Genomic DNA, 26,170 nt, shown 5'->3' with positions numbered 1-26,170 from the left:
CGCCCGCGGGGTGCAGATTCTTAAGTGATTGTTTGGCTGTCGTCTGAAGCGATAACCTGCAATCCATCAAATAGTGTGTGAGGGACTTCGACAGCTTGGCTCAGTCCCGCCATACTATTCGCCTACTTTTGCATCAGTACCAAGGTTCATCCATGGCTCAATACGTTTACTCCATGCATCGGGTCAGCAAGATCGTGCCCCCGAAGCGAGAGATTTTGAAAGACATCTCCCTGTCCTTCTTTCCTGGCGCCAAGATCGGCGTGCTGGGCTTGAATGGTGCGGGTAAGTCTACCCTGTTGCGCATCATGGCCGGGGTCGATACGGAGATCGACGGCGAAGCTCGCCCGATGCCCGGTATCAACGTAGGTTATCTTCCGCAGGAGCCGCAGCTCGATCCGAGCAAGACGGTTCGGGACATTGTCGAAGAGGCCGTTGGTGCGATCAAGGACGCTCAGGATCGCCTGAACGAAGTATACGCTGCTTATGCCGAGCCGGATGCCGACTTTGATGCGCTGGCTGCTGAGCAGGCGCGTCTGGAGGCCATCATTCAGGCCTCTGACGGCCACAATCTCGAGCGGCAGCTGGAAGTGGCCGCCGATGCCCTGCGCCTGCCGCCATGGGATGCGAAGATCGAGCACCTGTCCGGTGGTGAAAAGCGCCGCGTGGCGCTGTGCCGTCTGCTGCTGTCTGCACCTGACATGCTGCTGCTCGACGAGCCTACCAACCACCTGGACGCCGATTCCGTTGCCTGGCTCGAGCACTTCCTGCACGACTTCGCTGGTACTGTCGTAGCCATCACGCATGACCGCTACTTCCTGGATAACGTGGCTGGCTGGATTCTCGAACTGGACCGTGGCCACGGTATCCCGTTCGAAGGTAACTACTCCGGCTGGCTGGAATCCAAAGCCAACCGTCTGGCGCAGGAAGCCAAGCAGGAAGCGGCTCACCAGAAGGCCATGAAAGCGGAACTGGAGTGGGTGCGCTCCGGTGCCAAGGCCCGTCAGTCCAAGTCCAAGGCTCGTCTGCAGCGTTTCGAGGAATTGCAATCTCAGGAATTCCAGAAGCGCAGCGAGACCAACGAGATCTACATCCCGGCTGGCCCGCGCCTGGGTGACAAGGTTATCGAGTTTCATAACGTCACCAAGGGCTACGGTGATCGCGTTCTGATCGATAATCTGAGCTTCAGTGTGCCCAAGGGCGCGATTGTTGGTGTGATCGGGGGTAACGGTGCCGGTAAATCCACACTGTTCCGCATGATCACCGGCAAAGAGCAGCCAGATTCGGGCACCATCGAGATCGGTGAAACCGTACAGATCGCCAGTGTCGATCAGAGTCGCGATAGCCTGGAAGGCAACAAGACTGTATGGGAGCAGGTCTCCGATGGTCTGGACATGATTCGCGTGGGCAACTATGAAGTGCCTTCCCGCGGCTATGTCGGTCGTTTCAACTTCAAGGGTGCCGATCAGCAGAAGTTCGTCAAGGACCTGTCCGGTGGTGAGCGTGGCCGCTTGCATATGGCGCTGACGCTGAAGCAGGGCGGTAACGTACTGCTGTTGGACGAACCGTCCAACGACCTCGACATCGAAACCCTGCGCGCACTGGAAGAAGCATTGCTGGACTTCCCGGGCACCGCCATCGTGATCTCGCACGATCGCTGGTTCCTCGACCGTATCGCCACTCATATCCTCTCCTACGAAGACAACTCTCAGGTGGTGTTCTTCGAGGGGAACTACACTGAGTACGAAGCGGATCGCAAGAAGCGTCTTGGCGATGCTGCCACGCAGCCCAAGCGAGTGAAGTACAAAAAGCTGAGCTGATCAGCCCTTTTGTACCCAAAGGCCGCCGCGTAATGCTGCGGCCTTTTTTATTTCTTGTGCTGAGTGGCCCGAAGAATGCTGTCTATGATTTCATCCGGAGACTGGCGAATATCAACCAGTAGCGCCTCTTGCTCACCGGGCGGCTCAAGTGTGTCGATCTGACTTTGTAGTAGCCGTGGATCGAAAAAGTGCCCGCGTCGATTGAGGATGCGCTCGCTGAGTACCTCGGCCGGTCCATTCAAAAAGACCAGAACGATCCCGTCGGTGGCGGTTTGCAGCCGTTCCCGGTACTGCTTCTTCAGGGCTGAGCAGGCAAATACCTGGGTTCGCTGATGGCGATGGGCATCCTGCATCGCAGTGCGAATGGCATCCAGCCACGGCCAGCGGTCCTCATCATCAAGAGGAATGCCCTTGGCCATTTTTTGCCGGTTGGCGTCGCTGTGGAACTCGTCGGCATCGGAAAACTGGCAGCCCAGACGCTGGGCCAGGCGTTCCCCTATAGTGGTTTTTCCACTGCCAGATACACCCATGATCAGATAAATCATTCATCCTCCACGATTGGGTTTCGATCCTTTAAGGGTAGTCCCTTCACCCGCAAGCGCCTCCCCGGATTCAGGGGGAGGTGCATCAGAAGATTTCCCGATGGTAAGTGTCGTCCCGATAGAGGCAGCTACAATACAGGCCAGCGCCGTCCATTGGCCGAGGGTCAATGTTTCGCCGAGAAAGATAAAGCCTGACAGGGCACCCAAGGCCGGTGACAGGCTCATCAAGGTGCCAAAGGTCTGGGTAGGCAACTTTGTCAGCGCCATCATTTCCAGAACGTAGGGGAGCGCGGAGGACATGACGGCGATTGCCAGAATGACTGGCAGTGTTTCCACCGCAAACAGACCGGGACCTGTCTCATAAAGTCCAAGTGGCAGAACTCCCAGTGCTGCGATGCTTGAGCCCAGCGCAACGGTGCTCGCACCATAGACGGCCCCGGCTTTCTTGCCGAACACAATGTAGAGGGCCCAGCAGGCACCTGCCAGCAAGGCGAAAAACGCGCCCAGTAGATCTACACCGCTGGCAGCATGCCCGACCGGTAAAAGCAATACCAGCCCTAAAATAGCCAGGATGATCCAGACAAAATCGATCAGCCGGCGAGAGGCAATTATGGCGACAGCCAGGGGGCCAGTGAACTCAAGGGCGACTGCGATTCCAATGGGAATCCGCTGCATGGCCAGATAAATCGAAACATTCATGATGCCTAGGGCAATGCCATATACGACCAGAGATTTCCATGGCTTCCCTTTGCCAAGGACTTTCCACGGTCGAAGAACAGCTACAAGCAGCAGGGCGGAAAAGAGAAGGCGCAGCGCGGTTACACCAATCGGACCCAGGACAGGGAAAAGACTTTTGGCCAAGCTGGCGCTGCTTTGAAGAGAGATCATTGCCACCAGTAACAGGCAGACCGGTATGAGAGTAGCCAGGGGGCGAGCGTTTAGTTGAGACATTCTGCTAGTGCTTATCCGTTTTGATTGAGCAATAGCAGAATGGGAAAGCCAAAGCGAGCACTACTTAGTAGCGTCACGCCAGAGCGTCGGATGTTTCTGATGTGCGTTCAATTGCTGTCTTTCTGTTCCTTGCTGTCGCCGCGCAGGGCCCGGGCCATTCCACGGCGTTTGCTGCGTTCCCAGTCCTCCTCGTGCTCACTCCAATGTTCTTCATAGTAGCGACGGGTCTGTTCGTTCTGAGCCGTGCTGGCACACTGGCGGTAGCCGTCCTCCCACCCCTGCGCGTAATAACGCTCCTGGTCATAGCGGGGGACGTTCTTATGGAGGGCCCCAATGCCATTTACCGCCTGTTTACCTGTCAGACACCCGTCGTGATAGCCATCGGCATAAGGAGGTGGATAACCCTTTGCAACCAACTGGTCATGGTAGCTCTCACAGCCGCTCAGCCCGGTAAGTAGCGTTACAGCCAATAACATTCTCATCCACATGGTCTTACTCCTGCGCAAACTTCGTCGCTGGCGCAGTACGAAGACCCTTGGATTGACTGCGCATAACCTGTTTCTTTTCCTGCTTCCTTCCCTTAAGCGTAGCCCCGGACTGGCGAGTCGGTGTTATTTCTGAAGTTAGGCACTTCCATGTCACAAATTCGTCAAAACGGTGTGACCGCTTCGTGTGCCATGATGACCGGGTAGGCAGTGCCATGCCTTGCTCTTATCCGGCTCGCAACGCCAGAATGCGGACAGATATGTCCGAACGACACAAGGATTTCCGATGCATGATCCTGTAGCTGCCGGCCTGCGCCTGGCACCTGACGAATTGACCAGTCCCTTTGATCCCGCCCAGCTGTCCTTTAGTACTACCGATGAGCTAGACCCATTCCGGGGTATTCTCGGACAGGAGCGCGCTGTAGAGGCCCTGCAGTTTGGTGTGGCGATGCCACGTCCAGGCTATAACGTATATGTCATGGGAGAGCCGGGAACGGGACGGTTTTCCTTCGTGCAACGGTTCCTGAAAGCGGAAGGCAAGCGCTTGCCTACGCCCTCGGACTGGGCCTACCTGAACAATTTCGAAGAGCTGCGCGAGCCTCGTGCTGTCGAGCTGACGCCAGGCAATGGAGATGACTTCATCGCTGATATCGAGCAGCTGATCGATAACCTGCTCTCCACATTTCCAGCCGTGTTCGAGCATCCTGCCTATCAGCAGAAAAAGAGCGCCATCGATCGAGCCTTCAACCAGCGCTACGACCAGGCGCTGGATGCGGTAGAACGTGCAGCGTTGGAAAAAAGCGTAGCGCTCTACCGCGACAGTACCAATATTGCCTTTACGCCCATGAAGGAGGGCAAGGCTCTGGATGAGGCTGAATTCGCCCAGTTGCCTGAAGCGGAGCGCGAACAGTTCCATGCCGATATATCCTCACTAGAGGAGCGGCTCAATGAGGAGCTGGCCAGTCTGCCGCAATGGCGTCGCGAGTCCAGCAATGAGTTGCGCCGCCTGAATGAAGAAACCATCACGTTGGCTCTCCAGCCGCTGCTGGCTCCGCTGGTTGAGAAATACAATGACAACCCGGGTGTGTGTGCCTATTTGCAGGCCATGCAGGTCGACTTGCTCAAAACGGTGGTCGATCTGCTGATCGACGATGCCAAAACGGACACACAGCGCCGTAAGGATCTGAAAGAGCAATACCTGCCCAATCTAGTTATTGGGCACCATGCGACCAGTGGTGCACCGGTCATTTTCGAGCCTCATCCCACCTACGACAATCTGTTCGGTCGCATCGAGTACAGCTCTGATCAAGGCGCGCTCTACACCAGCTACCGACAGTTGCGTCCAGGAGCACTGCACCGGGCCAACGGCGGCTTTCTGATCGTCGAGGCGGAAAAACTGCTTACCGAACCCTTTGTCTGGGATGCCCTGAAGCGTGCCCTGCATTCACGTCAGCTCAAGATGGAGTCGCCGCTGGCTGATCTTGGTCGCTTTGCGACCGTCAGCCTGACCCCCCAGGTTATTCCGCTAAACATCAAAGTCATCATTATTGGCTCGCGGCAGCTCTATTACACCCTTCAGGAGCTCGACTCGGAGTTCCAGGAGATGTTTCGTGTGCTGGTGGACTTTGATGAAGAGATTCCGCTGCGTGACGACAGCCTTGAGCAGTTTGCACAGCTCCTCAAAACACGGACCTCCGAAGAGGGCATGGCGCCCCTGACCGCAACGGCAGTTGCGCGTCTTGCCACTTACAGTGCTCGTCTGGCAGAGCATCAGGGGCGATTGTCGGCTCGAATCGGTGATCTATTCCAACTGGTCAGCGAGGCGGATTTCATTCGCCAGCTGGCAGGCGACGAAGTGACCGATCGAGGCCACGTAGAGCGTGCCTTGAAAGCCAAGGAAACCCGTACAGGTCGTGTCTCGGCCCGTGTGCTGGACGACATCATGGCGGGTCAGATCCTGATTGATACAGAAGGCGCCGCGGTTGGCAAATGCAACGGCCTAACCGTTCTTGAGGTAGCAGACTCGGCCTTTGGTATGCCTGCTCGTATCTCCGCTACGGTCTATCCCGGCGCCAGCGGCATTCTCGATATCGAGCGAGAGGTCAGTCTTGGGCAGCCGATCCACTCCAAGGGTGTGATGATCCTGACAGGCTATCTGGGGAGTCGCTACGCCCAGGAATTCCCCCTGGCCATTTCTGCCAGCATTGCCCTTGAGCAGTCCTATGGCTATGTGGATGGTGACAGCGCCTCTCTGGGAGAAGCCTGCACCTTGATTTCCGCGCTTTCACGTACACCGTTGAAGCAGTGTTTTGCCATAACCGGCTCCATTAACCAGTTTGGTGAGGTGCAGCCTGTTGGCGGCGTCAACGAAAAAATCGAAGGCTTCTTCCGCTTATGTGCTGCTCGCGGCCTCACCGGCGAGCAGGGCGTGATCATTCCTAGGGCCAATGTAATCAACCTCATGCTTGATGAGCGCGTGGTAGAGGCGGTTAGAGAGGGGCGCTTCCACATCTATGCCGTTCGTCAGGCAGACGAAGCGCTAAGCCTTCTGGTCGGTGAGCCGGCAGGTGCACCAGACGCACAAGGGCGTTTTCCTGAGGGCAGCGTGAATGCTCGGGTTGTCGAGCGGCTTAAAGACATCGCTGAACTCGAGATAGAAGATGAACTGGCCGACAAATTGAAAGATAAGAGCAAAAAGGACACGCACGACGAGAACTGAGTACATAGCGGTCAGGTCGGAAGAATGAGAGATGTGCCATGGCCTGCGGGTCATGGCACACCGCAGCTGGCTTGCGCTGCTGAAGTTCGTTATCGCTCCTCGATAACTCCTCGGGCACGACAGGCTTATTAGAAAAAAACAGATCGAGGAAGATGCCATGCCGCGCAGCATCACTCTAATTCGTCCTTGCCTGGGTCTTGTTACCCGTATCGAATGTGAAGTCAAACCATTGGCTCATCAGCCAGGAATGTGGACTCTACTGTGTGCTGCTGGTCTGACGGGTCAGCATCCAACGGCGATCAAGGCGCAAGGGCCTTTTCACGGACCGGTTGTCGCTGAGGCAGTCATGGCAGCGATTGCCGAGAATCTGCAGGAACAAGGCTATGTTCCTGCGTCTGATCCACAGATCTGGCGCTTGCACATTCAAGGTGAACTCCGTCGAATGAATGGAGAACGTGCACAACCTGTCATGAAGTACCAAGCTCGACCCGAGCTGTGAGCAAATTGGCCCAAAAGGGTTGGGCCTCTCATGATTTGCCATGATTTGTACCGTTCCAGGCGTTTGTCGGGGCGGTATGCGCCGGTATACTCGCCGGATCACTTGTCATGAGCGAGTTACATGGAACGCTTTTTCGAAAATGCTATGTATGCTGCCCGCTGGCTGCTGGCACCTATCTATTTTGGTCTTTCGCTAGCCCTGGTCATGTTGGCCATCAAGTTTTTCCAGGAAATCTTTCATTTACTCCCGCATATATTCGAACAAACTGAAGCAGATCTGATCCTGTTGGTCCTGTCGCTGATCGATATGGCTCTGGTGGGCGGTTTGCTAGTCATGGTCATGCTGTCAGGCTACGAGAACTTTGTGTCTCAACTTGAATTGGGAGATGACAAGGAAAAACTCAGTTGGCTCGGCAAAATGGATTCCAGTTCATTGAAGAACAAGGTCGCCGCTTCCATTGTTGCGATTTCATCGATTCACTTGCTGCGAATCTTCATGGACGCAAAAAATGTCGATACCACCTATCTGAAATGGTACGTGATCATTCACCTGACCTTCGTGCTCTCGGCATTTGCCATGGGTTATCTAGACAAGCTCACCAAGCATGACCATTAACGGGTCATAAGAGGTCAAGACAGTTGTTAGCCGTGCTGGCAGCTACTTTCCCGGAGGCGCTATGAGACTCGAAGAGTTAAAGGCATTAGCCCAGGCAGGTCGCATTCAGGAACTCAACCTTCTATCGCTGGAAGGAGGGTTCTATATCCTTGACATACTCGGCGTAGAGACTCGCAGCTGCCTTCAGGAAAACGATGGCAAGACCATGCACCTGCGCTCGCCCGGCCATGCCCAGCATGTGCTCAGGGAGATACCGGAGCTTCCCTTCTACCTTGTGCAGTATTCTCCCTATGACGAAATGGTGGGCGCTGCGCCGCGTAGCGAGGCGCCTTTAAAGACGTGCCTTGGTTTCAACCGTAACGGTGAAGCAAGCGTTTGAGCCTGAGCGGTAGCTCAAAGAGAGACAGTATCACCCGTCATTTACCTGCCGCATGCACGCCGAGCCTTGCAGTCGTCTGTGTTAGGCTGGGCGTTTTGTAGCCGAGGTAACTAATGAGCGAACTCAATCTGGACACGCATGAAAGTCGTGTGAGCTACGGCATTGGCCGTCAACTGGGCGATCAGCTTCGTCAGAATCCGGTACCTGGCATGTCTCTTGAGGCTGTGCTGGCGGGTTTGTCGGATGCCTACACCGAGCAAGACAGTCGTGTGTCGGTTGATGATCTGAATGACAGCTTCAAACACATTCGCGAGCGTATGCAGGCTGAAGCGCAGGCCAAGGCTGCTGCAGCCGCAGAAACCGGTGCCGCCTACCTGCTGGAAAACGCCAAGCGCGACGGCGTTGTGCTGTTGCCTTCTGGCCTCCAGTACGAAGTGCTGGTTGAAGGGCAGGGCGACAAGCCTAGCCGCCAGAGTCATGTACGTACCCATTACCATGGCACCCTGATCGACGGCAGCGTCTTTGACAGCTCTTATGAACGTGGCCAGCCTGCTGAATTTCCCGTCGGTGGCGTCATTGCAGGCTGGACCGAAGCGTTGCAGCTGATGAGTGTAGGCAGCAAATGGCGCCTGACCGTGCCGAGTGAGCTGGCTTATGGCGCTCAAGGTGTTGGCAGTATCCCGCCCCATAGCGTACTGGTCTTCGACGTAGAGCTGCTCGAGATTCTCTGAGTCTTAGGGCTGACCGCAAGACCAGCTTAGCCAAAGCTCTGCTGACTGCTGTCCTCCGGCCGCAAGGCGCGTGCATAGCAGAACAGAAAGAGTTGGCGGACCTGTTCCTTTTGGCGAGCAGGTTCGCTGCTGCTCAAACTTTGCACATCAAGCTCGCCCATCTCCCACAGTTCATTCAATGCGTCTTCATCCAGTACAACGCATACCTGTCCAGTCTCGCGATTGAGTATGCGAAGGTAGGGGTGTGGGCGGTCCAGCCAGGCATCGATCAAATAAGTCATGACATATCCCTCCATATCGAGTGTATGAATGAGAATAATTCTTGTTATTGATTAATCAAGGGTTAATCCGAATTTTTCTGGCCAAGGCGACCAGCAGCACAAAACAGACATAAAAAAACGCCACGTGCCTGACGGCAGGTGGCGTTCTTTTTGGTTGCTATATCAGTGCGTACGCGCTACTGCAAATTGGCTTAGCTCGATGAGCGCATCACGGTGAGCGCTGTCAGGCAGGCTTTCCAGGCAGGCAATGGCCCGCTCAGCATAGTCACGTGCCAGATTGGCGGTGTAGTCAAGCGCGCCGGCGGCTTCGACTGCAGTGCGAATACCCTCCAGGTCCTTGCTGCCACCTTGCTGGATGGCCTTGCGAACCAGGGTCGCCTGCTCCTCGGTGCCTTCTCGCATGGTTACGATCAGGGGAAGGGTAGGCTTACCCTCTGCCAGGTCATCACCCACATTCTTGCCTAGCGTCGTAGCGTCGCCGCGGTAATCCAGCAGGTCATCGACCAGCTGGAAGGCGATACCAAGATAATCCCCAAACTGCCGAAGGGACTCTGCCTGCGCACTTGAGGCGCCACACAGGGCCGCAGCACTGTGTGTTGACGCTTCGAACAGCATGGCGGTCTTACCCCGAATGACCTCCATATAGATCTCTTCGGTTGTGCTGGCGTCACGGACCTTGGAAAGCTGTAGAACTTCCCCTTCGGCAATAACGCGTGTTGCCTGGGAGATAATGCGCATGACCTCCATGGAGCCCAGCTCGACCATCATCTCGAAGGAGCGGGCATAGAGAAAATCACCCACCAGCACGCTAGGGGCATTACCCCAAAGGGCATTGGCCGTTGAGCGTCCGCGACGTAGACCTGAGGCATCGACAACGTCATCGTGCAGCAGGGTTGAGGTGTGCAGGAACTCGATGGTGGCTGCAAGTAGCCGAATCGGGTAATCGCTATGGCCCAATGCATTTCCAGTCAGCAGGACCAGGAGGGGACGTAGGCGTTTCCCGCCAGCGGAGACGATGTAGTCTCCGATTTTTTCGACCAGGGGCACGCGGGAGGTGAGTTGTCGGCGAATGATGCCATCGACTGCGGCGAAATCATCAGCCACCACGCGATAAAAGGCCTGGGGTTGCGTCATGTAGGGCGTATCCAAGTGCGGTGCGTTGTTACAGCACAGTGCGCGCCGGGGCGGAGCGCTGGGCGCGTAACCTGCCGGGGCTCCAATAGGGTTGCGCGGCATGCTAGGGGGGAGGGGTGGCACTGTCAAGGCAGAGTAGTGCAGCCCTTGCTACATTATCCCTTCTTGCGTAGAATTGCTGGCCCTGAAATCCCAAGGGTTAACCCCCTGTCTTACGCAATTGCCTGGGCGTCTATCCACCCCATGCAGCCATGCCGGTCAATCACTCTTTTTATAAAGCACCGGGTGAGCAGGTTAAACGGAGATATTCCATGTACGCAGTAATCGTTACCGGTGGCAAGCAGCACAAAGTCACCGAAGGTGAATTCCTGAAAGTCGAGAAGCTCGACATCGCAACTGGCGAAACCGTGACTTTTGATCGCGTTCTGCTGGTTGGCAACGGCGATGACGTCAAGATCGGTCTGCCGGTAGTTGATGGCGCCAAAGTAACTGCTGAAGTAGTTGCTCAGGGTCGTCACGACAAGGTCAGCATCATCAAGTTCCGTCGTCGTAAGCATCACATGAAGCGTCAGGGCCACCGTCAGTGGTTCACTGAAATCAAAATCACCGGCATTCAGGCCTGATTGCCTTTTCGGAGAATTGACACATGGCACACAAAAAAGCTGGCGGTTCCACCCGCAACGGTCGCGATTCAGAATCTAAACGCCTTGGCGTGAAGCTGTTCGGCGGCCAGGTTGTTAAAGCAGGTAACATCATCGTGCGTCAGCGCGGTACTCAGTTCCACCCCGGTTACGGCGTTGGTCTGGGCAAGGATCACACTCTGTTCGCTAAAGTCGACGGCGTGATCAAGTTCGAAGTGAAGGGCGCCTTCGGCCGTCGCTATGTAAGCGTCGTTGCTGCCTAAGCGCAGATTCACCGAAAAAGCCCTGTCTTAACGACGGGGCTTTTTTGTTTCTGTATTCTATTCTTTTCCAGTTATTTTCAGTCGGCCCGCTCCGGCGGGAGGTTTTAATGAAATTTGTCGACGAAGTTTCCATTCACGTGCAAGCCGGCGATGGCGGTAATGGCATGATGAGTTTCCGCCGGGAAAAGTTCATCGAGAAAGGTGGGCCGAACGGTGGTGATGGTGGTGACGGTGGCTCTGTATGGTTGGAGGCCAACGTCAACCTCAATACCCTGGTGGATTATCGGTACACCCGCCGTTTCCAGGCGCAGCGTGGCGAAAACGGTGGCAGTACGGATTGTACGGGTGCCAAGGGTGAAGATCTGGTTCTCCAGGTGCCTGTAGGTACGACTGTTATCGATGCGGGCACCCAGGAAGTGATTGGCGATCTGACCCAGCCGGGACAGCGTCTGCGTGTAGCGCAAGGCGGCTGGCACGGGTTGGGTAACACGCGCTTCAAGTCCAGTACCAACCGTGCTCCCCGTCAGACCACCAAAGGTAAGCCTGGTGAGGCGCGTGATCTCAAGCTTGAGTTGAAGGTCTTGGCAGACGTAGGTCTGCTTGGTCTGCCAAATGCGGGTAAGAGTACATTTATCCGGGCGGTGTCGGCAGCCAAGCCCAAAGTGGCGGACTACCCTTTTACAACGTTGGTGCCTAATCTGGGTGTTGTGAGTGTGGGGCGCCTCAAGAGCTTTGTTGTGGCGGATATTCCCGGTTTGATCGAAGGCGCTTCCGAAGGTGCAGGGCTGGGGATTCGCTTCCTCAAGCACTTGGCGCGTACACGCCTGTTATTGCATCTGGTCGATATGGCGCCGCTGGATGAAAGCGATCCGGCTGATGCGGCTGAGACGATTCTCAATGAGTTGAACAAGTTCAGTCCGGCGCTGATGGAGCGTGACCGCTGGCTGGTTCTGAACAAGGCTGACCAGATCCTGGATGAGGAAGAGCGTGATGCTCGGGTCAAGGCTGTCGTTGAGCGTCTGAGCTGGGAAGGGCCTGTCTTTGTGATCTCGGCCCTGGAGCGTAACGGCACCGAAGCGTTGTGTCAGGCTATCATGCGCTATCTGGATGAGCGTGCCGAGCGTATCGCTGAAGATCCAGCCTTTGCTGAGGCGGCGCAGGAGCTGGATCAGCAGATCGAGGATGAGGCCCGTGCTCGCCTACAGGCGTTGGACGATGCGCGTGCGCTGCGTCGTGCTGGCATAAAGAGCGTCGATGATGAAAGTCTCGACGATGACTTCGATGATGATGACGAAGACGATGGTGAAGGACCAGAGATCATCTATGTCAGATAAAGAGCTTTCGATACGCGATCGGGTGACTCGCTCCGAGCGTTGGGTGGTAAAGATTGGCAGTGCCTTGCTGACGGATGATGGGCGCTGCCTTGATGGCCGTGCCATGTCGGGCTGGGTCGAGCAGATGGTTGCTCTGCATCGTGCGGGTGTTGAGCTTGTCCTCGTATCCTCTGGCGCAGTGGCGGCAGGCATGAGTCGATTGGGCTGGGCTTCGCGGCCCAGTGCCATTCACGAGTTGCAGGCTGCTGCGGCTGTTGGTCAGATGGGCTTGGTTCAGGCATGGGAGTCCAGTTTTGCCGAGCATGATGTGCAAACGGCACAGGTGCTGCTTACCCATGATGACTTGTCCGACCGAAAGCGTTATCTGAATGCTCGAAGCACCCTTCGAACCCTGGTTGAGTTGGGGGTGGTGCCTGTCATCAATGAAAACGATACGGTCGTTACGGATGAGATCCGTTTTGGTGACAACGATACATTGGCTGCTCTGGTGGCAAACCTGGTTGAGGCGGATCTGTTGGTTATCCTGACGGATCGTGATGGCATGTTCGATGCCGACCCGCGACATGATCCTGAAGCCGCGCTAATCAGCGAGGCTCGTGCAGACGATCCTGCGCTGGATGCGGTGGCTGGTGGCTCTGCAGGGGCGTTGGGGCGTGGTGGTATGCAGACAAAGCTGCGTGCGGCTCGTCTGGCAGCTCGCTCTGGTGCCTGTACGGTTATCGTAGGTGGGCGCATTGAGCGCGTACTGAGCCGGTTGCGTGAGGGTGAGCGGCTGGGTACGTTGCTTTCCCCTGAGCGGGGCTTGGTGGCGGCTCGCAAGCAATGGCTGGCAGGTCATCTTCAAATGCGTGGCACATTGGTGCTGGACGCGGGGGCGGTAAAGGCCCTTACTGAAGACCATAAGAGTCTCTTGCCTGTGGGTGTTAAAGCGATAGAAGGCAGTTTCCGTCGTGGTGAGATGGTGGCGTGTGTGGGGCCTGACGGAAATGAAGTGGCGCGCGGACTGGTAAATTACAGTGCTGCCGAGGCACAGAAGATCATGGGGCAGTCCTCGGAGTTCATTGGTCAGGCGCTTGGGTATGTCTATGAGCCTGAGCTTGTTCATCGAGACAATATGGTGCTCGTGTAACGTCACCCGCATGAAGCACGGCGCCGATGGGCGCCGTTTTTTATGCCTGAAAACGCAGGCAATAAAAAACCGGCTTTCGCCGGTTTTTTATTGCAAGCTAAGCCTTAAGCGGCAGCAGCTTGGCTCATAGCCTTGATATGGGCATTCAGGCGGCCTTTGTGACGAGCAGCCTTGTTCTTGTGAATGATGCCCTTGTCGGCCATGCGATCAATCACAGGTACTGCAGCGGCGTAGGCAGCTTGTGCTTTTTCCAGATCTTTAGCGTCGATCGCTTTAACTACGTTCTTGATGTAAGTACGAACCATTGAACGCAGGCTAGCATTGTGGCTGCGACGCTTCTCAGCCTGTTTGGCGCGTTTTTTGGCGGAAGGTGTGTTTGCCACCGTCGAGCTCCTCGAAAAACTGGGGGGGTACCACGCAAATAAGGCCGCGAATCATGCCGATGTGTTAATCGATTGTCAAGGTTATAAAGACGGCTGGACGAGTGGTTGGTAACAACTGCATCTGTACGTGCTTTATCTGTTTGATCGTCCTACACTCGCGGGCTTGCCTATGAGGCATCTTCTTGAGGCTTGGAGACACACAGGCCCTGTCATCGGTATGTATAGAATCCAAACGCATGAACCTTCTTAAATCGCTAGCTGCGGTTAGCTCAATGACGCTTGTTTCCCGGGTGTTGGGCTTTATTCGCGATACCATCGTAGCACGTATTTTTGGCGCAGGGATCGCCACTGATGCTTTCTTCGTAGCGTTCAAGCTGCCGAATCTGTTGCGGCGCATCTTTGCAGAGGGCGCATTCTCCCAGGCGTTTGTCCCGATTCTGGCAGAATACAAGAGCCAGCGCGGAGAAGAGGCGACCCGAACCTTTATCGCCTACGTATCAGGCCTGCTGACGCTGGTCCTGGCGATTGTGACCCTGGTGGGCATGGTAGCTGCGCCCTGGGTTATCTGGATTACCGCCCCTGGCTTTAGCGATACGCCTGAAAAGTTTGCGCTGACCACTTCACTTCTTCGCGTAACCTTTCCGTATATTCTGTTGATTTCCCTGTCATCGCTTGCCGGTGCAGTGCTCAACACGTGGAACCGGTTCTCCGTCCCGGCGTTTGTGCCCACGCTCCTAAACGTCAGCATGATCTTTTTTGCTGTCTTCCTGACGCCATACTTTGATCCACCGGTCATGGTGCTTGGATGGGCTGTACTGGCGGGCGGTTTTCTACAGCTGGTGTACCAGCTGCCACACTTGAAAAAAATTGGCATGCTTGTGCTGCCTCGCCTCAATCTACGGGACAGCGGAGTCTGGCGGGTATTGAGGCAAATGATCCCGGCCATTATCGGAGTGTCGGTTAGCCAGATTTCCCTGATCATCAACACCATCTTTGCCTCTTTTCTGGCTGCCGGTTCGGTTTCATGGATGTATTACGCCGACCGCTTGATGGAGCTGCCTTCCGGTGTTCTGGGTGTTGCGCTTGGTACTATCCTTTTGCCGGCGCTAGCCAAGACTTATGCCAAGGATGATCGGCACGAATACTCCCGCCTTTTGGATTGGGGGCTTAGGCTCTGCTTTCTTTTGGTTCTGCCGTGCTCGTTGGCGCTAGCGATTTTGTCCGAGCCGCTGACTATTTCCCTGTTCCAGTACGGTCGTTTTACGGCTCATGATGCACAAATGACCCAGCATGCCTTGATCGCCTATTCGGTAGGTTTGGTCGGAATCATTTTGGTCAAGGTACTGGCCCCCGGGTTTTATGCTCGACAGAACATCAAGACGCCTGTTCGGATCGCTATTTTCACATTGGTAGTAACCCAGCTCATGAACCTGGCCTTTATTGGTCCGCTTCAGCATGTAGGTCTGGCCTTGGCGATCGGGCTGGCCGCCTGTATCAACGCAGGTCTTCTTTATTGGCAGTTGAGAAAGCACAAGCTTTTCGAGCCGCAGCCCGGATGGACCTTGTTCCTGATCAAGCTAGTGGTTGCGGTTGTGGTCATGTCGACCGTACTTCTAGGGCTGCTTTATGTCATGCCCGCATGGGATCAGGGCAATATGCTGGCGCGCTTTTCACGGCTTGGGCTAGTCGTTGCTGCTGGAGTGATCGCTTATTTTGGCGTGTTGGCGGCATTTGGATTTCGTATCAAAGACTTCACGAAAAAAGCGCTGGCATGACCAATGGTTTGATGTTCATGGGCAAGCTTGTCAGTGACTGCCTGTTGTCTGCGGGCAAGCGTGCGTATAATCGTAGAATTTGCAAATAGAACGCGTGCTATGCAGCTGGTTCGAGGCCTTCATAATCTCAGTCCCCTGCCGCAGGGCTGTGTTGCCACCATAGGCAATTTCGACGGAGTACACCTGGGACATCAGGCGATTCTGGCTCGTCTGCATGAACGAGCAATAGAGCTCAGAGTGCCTAGTTGTGTAGTTATATTCGAGCCACAGCCGCGTGAGTACTTTGCGCCTGAACAAGCTCCAGTGCGGTTGACGCGCCTTCGCGAGAAGCTGGAGTTACTATCCAGGGCAGGCGTAGACCGTGTTGTGTGTCTGGCCTTCAACCGTCGACTGCGCGAGCTTTCAGCACGAGCCTTTATCGACCAGGTGCTTATCCAGGGATTAGGCATCAAGCACCTTGAGGTCGGAGATGACTTCCGCTTTGGCTGTGACCGTGCCGGCGACTTTGATTTTCTGGTCGATGCAGGGCGGATCAACGGGTTTACGGTTGAGGCTGCTACAACGGTCGAGCTGGATGGCATGAGAATAAGCAGTACGCGCATCCGAGAAGCGTTGGCTTCGGGGGATCTGTCTCTTGCAAATCGAATGCTGGGACGCCCCTATACCTTATCCGGGCGTGTACTGCATGGACAGAAGCTTGCTCGCCAATTAGGCTGGCCTACTGCTAATGTTCAGCTGAAGCGCCGTCTGCCACCCATGAAAGGGGTTTATCTGGTCAACGTGGATATTCATGGCCAGATCCGGGGAGGCGTTGCAAATATTGGTCTTCGTCCTACTGTAAAAGGCGATGGCCGTCCCCATCTTGAAGTACATCTTCTCGAATATGCTGGCGATCTGTATGGTCAGCATCTGACTGTTGTTTTTCACCGCAAGCTGCGAGACGAGCAGCGTTTCGCCTCTCTGGAGGCATTGAAGGCGGCGATTGATGCCGATGTCGCCGCCGCCCGAGCTTATTGGCTGGGCCAACCGCTTGATGAGATCTGAAGAGCCCGAAATGACCGATTACAAAGCCACGCTTAACCTTCCAGCTACCGATTTCCCCATGAAAGCCGGCTTGCCGCAACGCGAGCCTGAAACCCTCAAGTACTGGAATGGTATTGGTCTCTACCAAAAGCTGCGCGAAATTGGCAAAGGGCGTCCTACCTTTATCCTTCATGATGGCCCGCCCTATGCCAACGGCAATATTCATATTGGTCATGCGGTCAACAAGATCATCAAGGACATTATTGTCCGCTCCAAAACCCTGTCGGGTTATGACGCACCCTATGTTCCCGGCTGGGATTGCCATGGCCTGCCTATCGAACACAAGGTTGAGATCACCCACGGCAAGAATCTGCCAGCAGACAAAACCCGCGAACTCTGCCGTGCCTATGCGGCTGAGCAGGTAGAAGGACAGAAAGCCGACTTCATTCGCTTGGGTGTGTTGGGTGAGTGGGATAATCCCTACAAAACCATGGATTATGCCAACGAGGCGGGAGAAATCCGTGCATTGGCTGAAATGGTTCGTAAAGGCTTTGTATTCAAGGGTCTGAAGCCGGTCAACTGGTGCTTCGATTGCGGTTCTGCATTGGCCGAAGCTGAAGTGGAATACGCGGACAAGCAGTCCATGACGATCGATGTAGCCTTCCCCAGCGCCGAGGATGACAAGCTTGCTGCTGCCTTCGGCCTGGAAGCGCTGCCCAAGAAAGCCTATATCGTCATCTGGACTACCACACCCTGGACCATCCCGGCCAACCAGGCGCTTAATGTGCATCCCGAGTTTGACTATGCACTGGTAGACGTAGGCGACAAGCTGCTTCTGCTGGCTGAGGAACTGGTCGAGAGCTGCCTGAAGCGGTATTCGCTGGAAGGAAAGGTCATCGCGACGGCCAAGGGCGAGGCGCTGGAGCTGATCGCTTTCAATCATCCTTTCTACGATCGCCGTTCGCCCATTTACCTTGCTGACTATGTTGAACTGGGTGCTGGTACGGGTATTGTGCACAGTGCGCCTGCTTACGGTGAGGATGACTTCCGGTCCTGCAAGCGCTACGGCATGACCAACGATGACATTCTGAGTCCCGTGCAGAGCAACGGCGTTTATGTCGAGTCGTTGCCCTTCTTTGGTGGCCAGTTCATCTGGAAAGCCAATCCCGCCATTGTCGAGAAGCTGCGCGAAGTCGGCTGCCTGATGGCCAGCGAGAATATCACTCACAGCTACATGCATTGCTGGCGTCACAAAACCCCACTGATCTACCGTGCGACCGCGCAGTGGTTTGTGGGCATGGACAAGCAGCCAGTAGAGGGCGGCACCCTTCGTGAGCGTGCCTTGGCAGGCATCGAGCAGACCCAGTTTGTGCCCGCCTGGGGACAGGCCCGTCTGCATGGCATGATTGCCGGTCGGCCTGACTGGTGTATCTCGCGTCAGCGTACCTGGGGTGTCCCGATTCCATTCTTCCTGCATAAGGAAAGCGGAGAGCTGCATCCTCGCACGGTAGAGTTGATGGAAGAGGTTGCTCAGCGCGTTGAGCAGGCCGGTATCGAGGCGTGGTTCAAGCTGGATGCTGCCGAGTTGCTGGGTGATGAAGCCCCCCAGTATGAAAAAATCGCTGATACGTTGGACGTCTGGTTTGACTCGGGCACTACCCATTGGCATGTGCTACGTGGTTCGCATCAGCTGGGCCATGATCAGGGGCCGGTTGCTGACCTGTATCTGGAAGGCTCCGACCAGCATCGTGGTTGGTTCCACTCATCGCTGTTGACTGGTTGTGCCATCGACGACCACCCACCCTACAAAGCATTGCTCACGCACGGGTTTACCGTAGATGAGAATGGCCGCAAGATGTCCAAATCGCTGGGCAACGTGATTGCACCGCAGCAGGTGACGGATACGCTGGGCGCTGACATTTTGCGCCTATGGGTTTCGGCGACTGACTACTCGGGTGAAATGGCGGTTTCCCAACAGATCCTGCAGCGTTCGGCTGACTCTTATCGCCGTATCCGTAATACTGCACGTTTCCTCCTTTCCAACCTGAACGGCTTCGATCCTGAGCAGCATCTGCTGGCATCGGAAGACATGATCGCTATTGATCGCTGGGCTGTGGATCGCGCGCTCCTGTTGCAACATGAGCTTGAGGAAGCCTACAACGAGTATCGTTTCTGGAACGTGTACCAGAAAGTGCACAACTTCTGTGTGCATGAACTGGGTGGCTTCTATCTCGACATCATCAAGGATCGCCAGTACACCACGGGCACTGACAGCCGCGCTCGCCGTTCCTGCCAGACAGCCATGTTCCATATTGCGGAAGCACTGGTTCGCTGGATTGCGCCTATCCTGGCCTTCACTGCCGAGGAAATCTGGCAATACCTGCCAGGCAAGCGCAACGAGTCTGTCATGCTTAATACCTGGTATGACCAGTTGACCGAACTGCCAGCTGACACTGAGCTTGATCGCGCATTCTGGGATCAGGTGATGGCGGTCAAGGCTGCTGTCAACAAAGAGCTGGAAAACCAGCGTAACGCCAAGACAATCGGCGGCAACCTTCAGGCAGAAATCACGCTGTTCGTTGACGGCCCGCTGAGTGCGGTACTGAAGAAACTGGGTGAAGACCTGCGCTTTATCCTGATCACTTCTCGGGTCGAGGTTGCAACGTTTGACGAGGCGCCTGACGAAGCGGTAGAGAGCGAGGTGGCAGGTCTCAAACTTCTGGTTCGCAAATCAGGCAGCACCAAGTGTGCCCGTTGCTGGCACCATCGTGATGACGTAGGAATTGACCCCAACCACCCTGAAATCTGTGGCCGTTGCGTCAGTAACGTCTTTGGCAATGGTGAGGTGCGCCGCTATGCCTGAGGCAGGCCGTTTTGGCCGTCTGGCCTGGTTATGGTTGAGTGTGGTCGTCGTTGTGTTGGATCAACTGAGCAAGGCTTATTTTGAAGGGCAGCTCAGTCTGTATCAGCGCATCGAGGTGATTCCTGATCTGTTCAGCTGGACGCTCGCCTATAACACAGGCGCAGCGTTCAGCTTTCTGGCGGATCATTCCGGTTGGCAGCGTTGGCTTTTTGCTGCGATTGCCATTGCAGTCAGCATTACCCTGATAGTCTGGCTCAAGCGGTTGGGACGCAACGATACCTGGATTGCTATTGCCCTGGCGCTGATCCTGGGCGGCGCTATCGGTAACCTGTACGACCGTATCGTGTTGGGGCACGTTATTGATTTCGTCCTTGTACATTGGCGGGAACATCTGTTTCCCGCTTTCAACCTGGCAGACAGCGCCATTACCGTAGGTGCCATCATGCTTGCCCTGGATATGTTCCGTACCAAAAAGACGGGAGAAGCCCATGTCTGAGATAACGGTTGGTCCGGAAACGCGCGTAACGCTCAATTTCGCGATCAAGCTGGAAAACGGCGATATTGTTGACACAACCTTCGACAAGGCGCCTGCAACGTTCAGGGTAGGGGACGGCAATCTCCTGCCTGGCTTCGAGCAAGCGTTGTTCGGTTTGCCCGAGGGTGCGCGTAGTAGCCTGACGATTCTGCCTGAGCAGGGGTTTGGTCAGCCAAACCCGCAAAATCTGCAGCAGATGCCTCGAGACGATTTCGAAAACATGGACTTGTCCGAAGGGTTGCTGATTATCTTTACCGATGCGGCAGGGGGCGAAATGCCCGGCATCGTCAAATCCTTCGATGATCATGCGGTAATTATAGACTTCAACCACCCGCTTGCTGGGCGCACGTTGACGTTCGAAGTCGAAATTATCGCCATTGAGCCGGTTGTTGCCCATTGAGGCTTGCTCAGTAGCAGACGCTGAGCGAAAGGAATTCAACATGCAAATCAAATTAGCCAACCCTCGCGGATTTTGCGCAGGGGTTGATCGCGCAATCGATATCGTCAATCGCGCGCTTGATGTGTTCGGCCCGCCGATCTATGTCCGACATGAAGTGGTGCATAACAAGTTCGTCGTAGAAAACCTGCGCAACCGTGGCGCTGTTTTTGTCGAAGAGCTGGATCAGGTGCCTGATGATGTTATCGTGATCTTCAGCGCCCATGGCGTTTCCCAGGCGGTACGCAAGGAAGCTGAAAGCAGAGGGCTCAAGGTTTTCGATGCTACTTGTCCGCTGGTGACCAAAGTGCACATGGAAGTAGCCAAATACAGCCGTGACGGCCGCGAATGCATTCTGATTGGCCATGAAGGCCATCCGGAAGTAGAGGGCACTATGGGCCAGTACGATACGCGTAATGGCGGATCGATCTACCTTGTAGAAGACGAGGAAGATGTTGCAGCGCTTCAGGTCCGCAACCCTGACTCGCTAGCCTTCGTTACTCAGACTACACTGTCCATGGACGACACCAGCAAGGTCATTGATGCTTTGCGCAGCAAGTTTCCGAACATCGGCGGCCCACGTAAAGACGATATTTGCTACGCCACTCAGAACCGCCAGGACGCGGTTAAAACACTGGCAGCTGAGTCAGATATCGTTCTAGTCGTAGGAAGCCCCAATAGCTCCAATTCCAACCGCCTGCGTGAGCTCTCCGAGCGTATGGGAACCCCAGCCTACCTTATCGATGGTGCGGAAGATCTCAAGCAGGAGTGGTTTAGTGGGGTAGGACGGATCGGTATTACGGCAGGCGCCTCAGCCCCTGAGGTTCTGGTCAAAGGTGTTATTGACCAGTTGAAAGCTTGGGGCGCGAGCGAGGGGCTAGAGCTCGAAGGCCAGCCGGAGAATATTACGTTCTCGCTGCCGAAGGAGTTAAGGGTAAAAGCGGTTGATATATAGACGTGTAAGCTTGTTGTAGAAAGTAAAAAGGCCTGATGCTCCAAAGCATCAGGCCTTTTTACTATTGTGTTATTGCCAGCAAGTTCGCGATGTTGCTGTTCCTGAGCTCCCTCTCGTCCCTCGGCTATCTAGCGTTAGAGTCGTGCACTCTGAATCATTACGCGTTGGGGTTGCGGTCAACAGGACGCAGCTGGCAATTGTTTGCCCGGCGCATGCCTGAGCACTAATATTATAAAGTCTGGTCTCGCTAGAGACTGTTGCATTAGCATCCGCATCGAAACCAAGGCCACCTGCTCCTAGATTAACAACGTAGGACTGGTTTTGAGAGTTATAACGCTCCTGTGCCTGCATGATTTCCATCAGCTTGGCTTTGCCCTCGCTACGCTGGCCTTTGCGTACATAAGATTGATAGCTGGGATAAGCAATAGCGGCAAGAATACCAACAATGGCTACAACAATCATAACTTCGATTAAAGTAAACCCGCCGTAAGCTTTCTTCATTAGTTTTCTCTCCAATAAGTTCCGCTCACGGCATTATTTGATTTGCAGAAGCCCGAGCTTGATAAAGAGCACTTAACTTGGCCTTCGCTGCCATTTGGAAGTGTCTTAGGTCCAGCTCTTTCCGTGCCAACCAGAATCGCTGCACCTTTATCGTCAAGGATAATTGACGGGGTCGGTGGGATGCCGCCCCTTACTAAATCAAAGCTTCTGGTAGGGACATCAGCGCCATTAACCGTGGTGGTGAATACAGCCGTAGCGTTAATGAGGTCCATTGCATAGAAGCGGGGTTTGCCTATATCAGGACCGCATGTTGTGACGCTTTGGCCGTTCGGGCTGAAAGTCGTGAACAGTACGGAGCCATCAAAACTGGTCGAGGCTGCTAAAACTTTTTCTCCTTGCGGGAAGCGTACAAACCAGCCACTGCTGCTATTAAGTAGTGTCATATTAGGTGTGTAGGTGTTTCCTGGAGTCAGCTGAGCATAGAGATTGTTGATATCCGAGCGAAGCGCTGGAATCTGATTCAACGCTGCATTCCGTGCTTTAGATATCATGAACTCATAAGCTTCAAACATGCTAAGCGGTGCTGCAGCATCCTGCGCGCTTGCAGCTGCAAGATCTTCTGCGCTCAACAAGTTGCTTGAGTTGTCATATTCTCGGTTCGTTAGGGCCGCCAAATCACTTTGTAAAGAGGAGGCTTGGCCTGCGAGGGCAAGTCGCTCGCCCTCCAGTTTATTTGCTAGTGCAACAAGTCCTTGCTGGTTCTGAGCTGTGTTTGCAAGTGTAGTAGCCTTGCCTTGCTCATCTCTGGTTAACAGCGTTAGGACATCATTGTTTTCTTTGCTGGGTACAGTAGTTAGGTTTAGAGACTGCGCCAGCGCGGATAAAGAGGACTGAACAGCATTATTGTCTTTAGCGTCTACTGAGTTACTTAAACTGCGAAGAATAGTAGTGATGTCTTGTTGATTGAGATTGCTACGCTTTCTATACCCAGCCATATTCTCATAATTGCTTCTGGCAGCTGATAGCTCTTCCTCAAGCCTTAATATAGTGTCTCCAGCAGCACCTTTGGCTTTGGCATCAATTACAGCCTGCTCTTTGCTTGCAACGTTAGCGCTAGCGGTATCGAGACTGCTCTGAACTAGTACTAGTCCAGCCAACTGTTGGCCAAGTTGCTTTGCTAGTTCGGAATCGTAGCTGTTGAGCTTAGTCAATGCCTGCTGAAGATTCAGAATCTTTCCTTGCAAGTTGCTTTGAGCTGAGGATTCTGTTGCATGGGCATCTAGGTATGGGTCGGCCGCATACAGTGCATCAATTTGGGCCTGTCTTGAATTAGCATCGCTATTGGCCTGTGTAAATAGATTGAGTTTTTCTATATAGCCAACCGTTGATTTATAGCTGGAAAATTTATTTTCCGCTAGTGTGGTATCTTGGTTGAGTGTATTAATTTCTTTTTGTTTGGAGTCTATTTTTCCTTGAATTTCTTGAGCTTGAGCTGATGTTAAGTTTACGCTGGTAACATCAACCAGGTTTGACTCTGTTAATGTTGTGTAGGTGGCGGGGGAGCTATAAACATTACTATCCCTCAATGCATAAAAACGATCTGCTGTATCTTCATTTAGGGGATGCTCTCTGTACCCAGATCCTATAGCGATAGTAAAGTATGTCTTTCCTCCACGTTCGCGTATCAGCGCGACATCTGGAGCATTGTAAAATCTTCTGTTATCTGCAGCTGTAGTCCCGCCAAAGTTGGCAATGCGGCCGCCTTTCGCAAAGTCGGCTGCGCCAGAGTTTCCTTGGTTGATATCGATCCTAAAAATTTGGCCTCTGGTATCAGCTAGAAATATATAATCAATATTTCCATCATTATTAATATCAACCAAGGTTGGATCAGCTGGAATGCTATTAGTCATTGATCCAATTTTTAAATTAGCTGAAGCTTCGTTTGTACTTCCTGCGTGCCATAGCAGGGCGCCTGTATTTGCATCTACTACGTATAATGAGTTACCAACAGTGTCATCTGCGGGGACATTCGGTGAATCAATGTCTTGCCGCGTGTCGTAGCCGCCGGTAAATATTAATACCTGTCGGGTTTGATTGTTAAACTTTACTTTAGAGACTTTAGGTGTCGACCATGTCTGGCCTAGCTTCTCAAAACCCGCCGTTGTGCCTCCCTTTATAACCCACTTTAATTTAGGGTCAATACTTATAGCACCTGAAACGGACGTAGGTGTGACATCAAGCGCGTAGTAATTTTTGCCGCCACGGCGCATGCCTGCGTAAAGCGTAGCTTTAGAAAGGGTTCGAGTATTATTTGTGCTTAGCGATCCGTACTCAGCATACAGATCAAACTGCCCGTCAATGCCATATTTCTTTTGGCTGGTCCCTTTCGGTGCAGTGAAATAAGTATTGAGATTAGGAAGCAACTCTTTAGGTATGAATGAGAAAATTTCATTGCCTGTAGCAGGGTCTACGGCATTGATGAAGCCTTCATTCGTGCCATAAAAAAGTACCAGCTTTTCAGTAGATGTTGCTGTTGGCGGTGTCGCTTGTGAATTTGCCACCCGAACTAGGTCTTCATCTGTTACGTACGCAATTAACTTGGGCTCATTATGAAGAATATCACCCAATGCTAGGCGCGCAGTACCATCGGTGGGATTAAGCCCTCTTCCCCATTTAATCACGTTTGCACGATTATCTGCAGTAGCAGAGCTGGATAAACCTAGCATGGCATTAGTGATGGCGGAGTTGTTTGTGGTAAGCAGATGAGCGGAAGTGTTTAGATTGACATTGGTGGTTTCGCCGGGTGCTCTGTCTGCTCCTGTATACGTTAAAACTTTTCTTGAAGAGGGATTGCTAAGTTGACCAGCAGCGCCACCAAGCTTTACGTCTTTTCCGTCAGCAATGCTGCTCCAATAGCTCATGGAGGTGTTGCTAAAATAGCCAGTCGTATCATCTATTGCTAATGATCCGTTGCGATCAAGCACGGCAGTGTTGCCGGAGCTATCTCTTCCTTGCTTATACTTTTTAATATTGCCAAACCAGCGCGCATCTTCTGCAGGCCTGAATAGCGCATAATAAAGGTCATTTCTATAGCCAAGATTGTTATAGGCGCTAACGGCTACGCTAGGCGTGGTAAAGGTCGTATTGTCGGACAATATATCTACAGCAATAGATTTTAGAGCTGAGGTTAGCTCGGATGTGTTAGTGGTTGTAAAGAATCGACCGCCTCCGAGGTTCGCAGTGTCTTGTAGCAATGATGTGTTGCTTATATTGCCAAATCCAATAGTGTAGGTGTTTATTCGCTGGGAGCCTGGTAGGTTTGGGTTGTTGTCTTGATTAGCTAAATATTCTGCAAGGCCAGGTGCCCAGCAGCCAGCATAGGCCTCACCATCTGTTGGGTATTTTTCGCAATGCTTGTAAACTTTGTTGGTTTTAGAAACTAAGTTTTGTATGGTTTGGTTGTTGTCACTGTCACCGTTAGGTAAACCATCGGTGATTAAAATAATATTGCTCTTCTGGCAAGAGTATTGAATTGGCGAGATGTATGTGTTGCCTTTTCTTGAGTTGCTGCTGCTGGGCCAAGGGTTTTGAAGTTCATAACTATTATAGTACTCCCTATAGCCCATAGAGCGGCCTCCCCAAACTAGATCCTCTCCGCGCATGTAGCGAGCCGCTTCATAATATGTTTCAAGAAGAGGTGTCGCTCCACTTGCATAATAAGAGCTCAATTCAGATTTTATTGTTGAGGCGTTATCGGCTGCTCTACCTATAGGTACATTTATAAAGCCGCCATTACTATTTGAATCGAAGCGTGCTAGGCCAATGTTAACGTCGTTGCTGCCTGCTAATTCACTTACTAGGTTGTTTATAACTTCCTTTACAACCTGTATGCGTGTTTTTGTTGCTCCATTAGTCCATTTGTAGGTGTTAGTGCACCAGTTTCTGGGTAGAGTATTAGTGTTGTTATAGTTTAATGATTGGCAATTGGTGCCCGGAACACCGCTTTGCATTGAGCCGGATGTGTCTACAACAAAAAGAATATTGGGTCTTACTTTTTGATCGGCTGGTAGGTCACGTGTCACATAAATTTCTGTGTCATCAGCAGTAGCAGACGTTGCTGCTAATACACACATGAGTGAAGCAAGGCTGGGAAGTCTGTTTCGCTTTATAAATTCCATT

At 53.5% G+C, this 26,170-nt stretch carries 24 protein-coding genes; 16 read left to right on the top strand and 8 right to left on the bottom strand.

Going from position 1 to position 26,170, the window contains the following annotated elements; genetic code table 11:
- Positions 1–152 precede the first annotated feature (152 nt).
- Positions 153–1,817, top strand: a complete 1,665-nt coding sequence (gene ettA / locus JQR86_RS15345; RefSeq protein WP_010797164.1) for an energy-dependent translational throttle protein EttA — start codon at positions 153–155, stop codon at positions 1,815–1,817.
- Positions 1,818–1,864: 47 nt separating this feature from the next.
- Here ettA and JQR86_RS15340 read toward each other — a convergent pair whose 3' ends face one another.
- The 3 genes from JQR86_RS15340 to JQR86_RS15330 form a co-directional block, all read right to left on the bottom strand.
- The gene (locus tag JQR86_RS15340) at positions 1,865–2,362 is read right to left on the bottom strand and encodes a gluconokinase (RefSeq protein WP_010797165.1); all 498 of its coding nucleotides are present in this window, start codon (positions 2,360–2,362) and stop codon (positions 1,865–1,867) included.
- Positions 2,363–3,310, bottom strand: coding sequence for a threonine/homoserine exporter RhtA (gene rhtA, locus JQR86_RS15335; protein WP_434153841.1), 948 nt, complete (start codon positions 3,308–3,310; stop codon positions 2,363–2,365).
- A gap of 107 nt (positions 3,311–3,417) precedes the next feature.
- On the bottom strand, positions 3,418–3,798 hold the full coding sequence (locus JQR86_RS15330; protein ID WP_010797167.1) for a hypothetical protein: 381 nt from the start codon (positions 3,796–3,798) through the stop codon (positions 3,418–3,420).
- A 283-nt stretch (positions 3,799–4,081) separates the two neighbouring features.
- Between JQR86_RS15330 and JQR86_RS15325 the strand changes: the two genes are divergently transcribed.
- The 5 genes from JQR86_RS15325 (at position 4,082) to JQR86_RS15305 (ending at position 8,738) form a co-directional block, all read left to right on the top strand.
- Positions 4,082–6,514: a Lon protease family protein gene (locus tag JQR86_RS15325; RefSeq protein ID WP_010797168.1), complete on the top strand. Its 2,433-nt coding sequence runs from the start codon at positions 4,082–4,084 to the stop codon at positions 6,512–6,514.
- Positions 6,515–6,671: 157 nt separating this feature from the next.
- Positions 6,672–7,013 (top strand): hypothetical protein, encoded by a 342-nt coding sequence (locus JQR86_RS15320; protein WP_010797169.1) that lies wholly within the window; start codon positions 6,672–6,674, stop codon positions 7,011–7,013.
- Between the two features lie 120 nt (positions 7,014–7,133).
- Positions 7,134–7,628: a TIGR00645 family protein gene (locus tag JQR86_RS15315; RefSeq protein WP_010797170.1), complete on the top strand. Its 495-nt coding sequence runs from the start codon at positions 7,134–7,136 to the stop codon at positions 7,626–7,628.
- Between the two features lie 61 nt (positions 7,629–7,689).
- A complete protein-coding gene (locus tag JQR86_RS15310; protein ID WP_434153840.1) occupies positions 7,690–8,007 on the top strand; it encodes a DUF6482 family protein in 318 nt (105 codons plus the stop codon).
- Between the two features lie 113 nt (positions 8,008–8,120).
- Complete coding sequence (locus JQR86_RS15305) at positions 8,121–8,738, top strand: FKBP-type peptidyl-prolyl cis-trans isomerase (RefSeq protein WP_010797172.1); 618 nt, start codon at positions 8,121–8,123, stop codon at positions 8,736–8,738.
- A gap of 26 nt (positions 8,739–8,764) precedes the next feature.
- Here the strand turns inward: JQR86_RS15305 and JQR86_RS15300 are convergent, their stop codons facing one another.
- Together JQR86_RS15300 and JQR86_RS15295 are read right to left on the bottom strand one after the other, a co-directional pair.
- Positions 8,765–9,019: a PA4570 family protein gene (locus tag JQR86_RS15300; RefSeq protein WP_010797173.1), complete on the bottom strand. Its 255-nt coding sequence runs from the start codon at positions 9,017–9,019 to the stop codon at positions 8,765–8,767.
- 162 nt (positions 9,020–9,181) lie between these two features.
- Positions 9,182–10,153, bottom strand: a complete 972-nt coding sequence (locus JQR86_RS15295; RefSeq protein WP_150347975.1) for a polyprenyl synthetase family protein — start codon at positions 10,151–10,153, stop codon at positions 9,182–9,184.
- A gap of 311 nt (positions 10,154–10,464) precedes the next feature.
- On the opposite strand from JQR86_RS15295, the gene rplU reads away from it, so the two are divergent.
- The 4 genes from rplU (at position 10,465) to proB (ending at position 13,520) form a co-directional block, all read left to right on the top strand.
- Positions 10,465–10,776 carry a 50S ribosomal protein L21 gene (rplU, locus tag JQR86_RS15290; RefSeq protein WP_010797175.1) on the top strand — a complete coding sequence of 104 codons (312 nt, stop codon included), beginning with the start codon at positions 10,465–10,467 and terminating at the stop codon, positions 10,774–10,776.
- A 23-nt stretch (positions 10,777–10,799) separates the two neighbouring features.
- Positions 10,800–11,057, top strand: coding sequence for a 50S ribosomal protein L27 (rpmA, locus tag JQR86_RS15285; RefSeq protein ID WP_010797176.1), 258 nt, complete (start codon positions 10,800–10,802; stop codon positions 11,055–11,057).
- A 107-nt stretch (positions 11,058–11,164) separates the two neighbouring features.
- Positions 11,165–12,391 (top strand): Obg family GTPase CgtA, encoded by a 1,227-nt coding sequence (gene cgtA, locus JQR86_RS15280; protein WP_074822896.1) that lies wholly within the window; start codon positions 11,165–11,167, stop codon positions 12,389–12,391.
- A 10-nt stretch (positions 12,392–12,401) separates the two neighbouring features.
- Complete coding sequence (gene proB / locus JQR86_RS15275; protein WP_434154932.1) at positions 12,402–13,520, top strand: glutamate 5-kinase; 1,119 nt, start codon at positions 12,402–12,404, stop codon at positions 13,518–13,520.
- Positions 13,521–13,624: 104 nt separating this feature from the next.
- Here proB and rpsT read toward each other — a convergent pair whose 3' ends face one another.
- Positions 13,625–13,903, bottom strand: coding sequence for a 30S ribosomal protein S20 (gene rpsT / locus JQR86_RS15270; protein ID WP_010797179.1), 279 nt, complete (start codon positions 13,901–13,903; stop codon positions 13,625–13,627).
- A 236-nt stretch (positions 13,904–14,139) separates the two neighbouring features.
- Between rpsT and murJ the strand changes: the two genes are divergently transcribed.
- The 6 genes from murJ (at position 14,140) to ispH (ending at position 21,490) form a co-directional block, all read left to right on the top strand.
- Positions 14,140–15,678: a murein biosynthesis integral membrane protein MurJ gene (gene murJ, locus JQR86_RS15265; RefSeq protein WP_074822887.1), complete on the top strand. Its 1,539-nt coding sequence runs from the start codon at positions 14,140–14,142 to the stop codon at positions 15,676–15,678.
- 99 nt (positions 15,679–15,777) lie between these two features.
- Positions 15,778–16,722, top strand: coding sequence for a bifunctional riboflavin kinase/FAD synthetase (gene ribF, locus JQR86_RS15260; RefSeq protein ID WP_010797181.1), 945 nt, complete (start codon positions 15,778–15,780; stop codon positions 16,720–16,722).
- Between the two features lie 10 nt (positions 16,723–16,732).
- A complete protein-coding gene (ileS, locus tag JQR86_RS15255) occupies positions 16,733–19,564 on the top strand; it encodes an isoleucine--tRNA ligase (protein ID WP_434153839.1) in 2,832 nt (943 codons plus the stop codon).
- Entirely contained in the window at positions 19,557–20,060 is a 504-nt protein-coding gene (gene lspA, locus JQR86_RS15250; protein ID WP_286788372.1) for a signal peptidase II, read from the top strand. Before ileS ends, lspA begins: the two co-directional genes overlap by 8 nt.
- Positions 20,053–20,499 (top strand): FKBP-type peptidyl-prolyl cis-trans isomerase, encoded by a 447-nt coding sequence (locus JQR86_RS15245; protein ID WP_010797184.1) that lies wholly within the window; start codon positions 20,053–20,055, stop codon positions 20,497–20,499. The genes lspA and JQR86_RS15245 overlap by 8 nt, the downstream gene beginning before the upstream one ends.
- Positions 20,500–20,539: 40 nt before the next feature.
- Positions 20,540–21,490, top strand: a complete 951-nt coding sequence (gene ispH, locus JQR86_RS15240) for a 4-hydroxy-3-methylbut-2-enyl diphosphate reductase (protein ID WP_407362899.1) — start codon at positions 20,540–20,542, stop codon at positions 21,488–21,490.
- Positions 21,491–21,559: 69 nt separating this feature from the next.
- Here ispH and JQR86_RS15235 read toward each other — a convergent pair whose 3' ends face one another.
- Together JQR86_RS15235 and JQR86_RS15230 are read right to left on the bottom strand one after the other, a co-directional pair.
- Positions 21,560–21,991 carry a type IV pilin protein gene (locus tag JQR86_RS15235; RefSeq protein ID WP_407362900.1) on the bottom strand — a complete coding sequence of 144 codons (432 nt, stop codon included), beginning with the start codon at positions 21,989–21,991 and terminating at the stop codon, positions 21,560–21,562.
- Positions 21,991–26,169 carry a pilus assembly protein PilY gene (locus tag JQR86_RS15230; RefSeq protein WP_407362901.1) on the bottom strand — a complete coding sequence of 1,393 codons (4,179 nt, stop codon included), beginning with the start codon at positions 26,167–26,169 and terminating at the stop codon, positions 21,991–21,993. Before JQR86_RS15230 ends, JQR86_RS15235 begins: the two co-directional genes overlap by 1 nt.
- Position 26,170: the final 1 nt, after the last annotated feature.

The organism is Pseudomonas sp. JZ134, assembly GCF_051027695.1.
In the GTDB taxonomy this organism is placed as follows: domain Bacteria; phylum Pseudomonadota; class Gammaproteobacteria; order Pseudomonadales; family Pseudomonadaceae; genus Chryseomonas; species Chryseomonas luteola.
Note: the sequence above shows the minus strand (reverse complement) of the source record. Positions and strands in the feature narration are given on the sequence as shown.

What these genes read in the sequence shown, in the direction of transcription:
- ettA (WP_010797164.1), top strand. Translation starts at nt 153, where the DNA reads ATGGCTCAATACGTTTACTCCATGCATCGGGTCAGCAAGATCGTGCCC.
- JQR86_RS15340 (WP_010797165.1), bottom strand. Translation starts at nt 2,362, where the DNA reads ATGATTTATCTGATCATGGGTGTATCTGGCAGTGGAAAAACCACTATA.
- rhtA (WP_434153841.1), bottom strand. Translation starts at nt 3,310, where the DNA reads ATGTCTCAACTAAACGCTCGCCCCCTGGCTACTCTCATACCGGTCTGC.
- JQR86_RS15330 (WP_010797167.1), bottom strand. Translation starts at nt 3,798, where the DNA reads ATGTGGATGAGAATGTTATTGGCTGTAACGCTACTTACCGGGCTGAGC.
- JQR86_RS15325 (WP_010797168.1), top strand. Translation starts at nt 4,082, where the DNA reads ATGCATGATCCTGTAGCTGCCGGCCTGCGCCTGGCACCTGACGAATTG.
- JQR86_RS15320 (WP_010797169.1), top strand. Translation starts at nt 6,672, where the DNA reads ATGCCGCGCAGCATCACTCTAATTCGTCCTTGCCTGGGTCTTGTTACC.
- JQR86_RS15315 (WP_010797170.1), top strand. Translation starts at nt 7,134, where the DNA reads ATGGAACGCTTTTTCGAAAATGCTATGTATGCTGCCCGCTGGCTGCTG.
- JQR86_RS15310 (WP_434153840.1), top strand. Translation starts at nt 7,690, where the DNA reads ATGAGACTCGAAGAGTTAAAGGCATTAGCCCAGGCAGGTCGCATTCAG.
- JQR86_RS15305 (WP_010797172.1), top strand. Translation starts at nt 8,121, where the DNA reads ATGAGCGAACTCAATCTGGACACGCATGAAAGTCGTGTGAGCTACGGC.
- JQR86_RS15300 (WP_010797173.1), bottom strand. Translation starts at nt 9,019, where the DNA reads ATGACTTATTTGATCGATGCCTGGCTGGACCGCCCACACCCCTACCTT.
- JQR86_RS15295 (WP_150347975.1), bottom strand. Translation starts at nt 10,153, where the DNA reads ATGACGCAACCCCAGGCCTTTTATCGCGTGGTGGCTGATGATTTCGCC.
- rplU (WP_010797175.1), top strand. Translation starts at nt 10,465, where the DNA reads ATGTACGCAGTAATCGTTACCGGTGGCAAGCAGCACAAAGTCACCGAA.
- rpmA (WP_010797176.1), top strand. Translation starts at nt 10,800, where the DNA reads ATGGCACACAAAAAAGCTGGCGGTTCCACCCGCAACGGTCGCGATTCA.
- cgtA (WP_074822896.1), top strand. Translation starts at nt 11,165, where the DNA reads ATGAAATTTGTCGACGAAGTTTCCATTCACGTGCAAGCCGGCGATGGC.
- murJ (WP_074822887.1), top strand. Translation starts at nt 14,140, where the DNA reads ATGAACCTTCTTAAATCGCTAGCTGCGGTTAGCTCAATGACGCTTGTT.
- ribF (WP_010797181.1), top strand. Translation starts at nt 15,778, where the DNA reads ATGCAGCTGGTTCGAGGCCTTCATAATCTCAGTCCCCTGCCGCAGGGC.
- ileS (WP_434153839.1), top strand. Translation starts at nt 16,733, where the DNA reads ATGACCGATTACAAAGCCACGCTTAACCTTCCAGCTACCGATTTCCCC.
- lspA (WP_286788372.1), top strand. Translation starts at nt 19,557, where the DNA reads ATGCCTGAGGCAGGCCGTTTTGGCCGTCTGGCCTGGTTATGGTTGAGT.
- JQR86_RS15245 (WP_010797184.1), top strand. Translation starts at nt 20,053, where the DNA reads ATGTCTGAGATAACGGTTGGTCCGGAAACGCGCGTAACGCTCAATTTC.
- ispH (WP_407362899.1), top strand. Translation starts at nt 20,540, where the DNA reads ATGCAAATCAAATTAGCCAACCCTCGCGGATTTTGCGCAGGGGTTGAT.
- JQR86_RS15235 (WP_407362900.1), bottom strand. Translation starts at nt 21,991, where the DNA reads ATGAAGAAAGCTTACGGCGGGTTTACTTTAATCGAAGTTATGATTGTT.
- JQR86_RS15230 (WP_407362901.1), bottom strand. Translation starts at nt 26,169, where the DNA reads ATGGAATTTATAAAGCGAAACAGACTTCCCAGCCTTGCTTCACTCATG.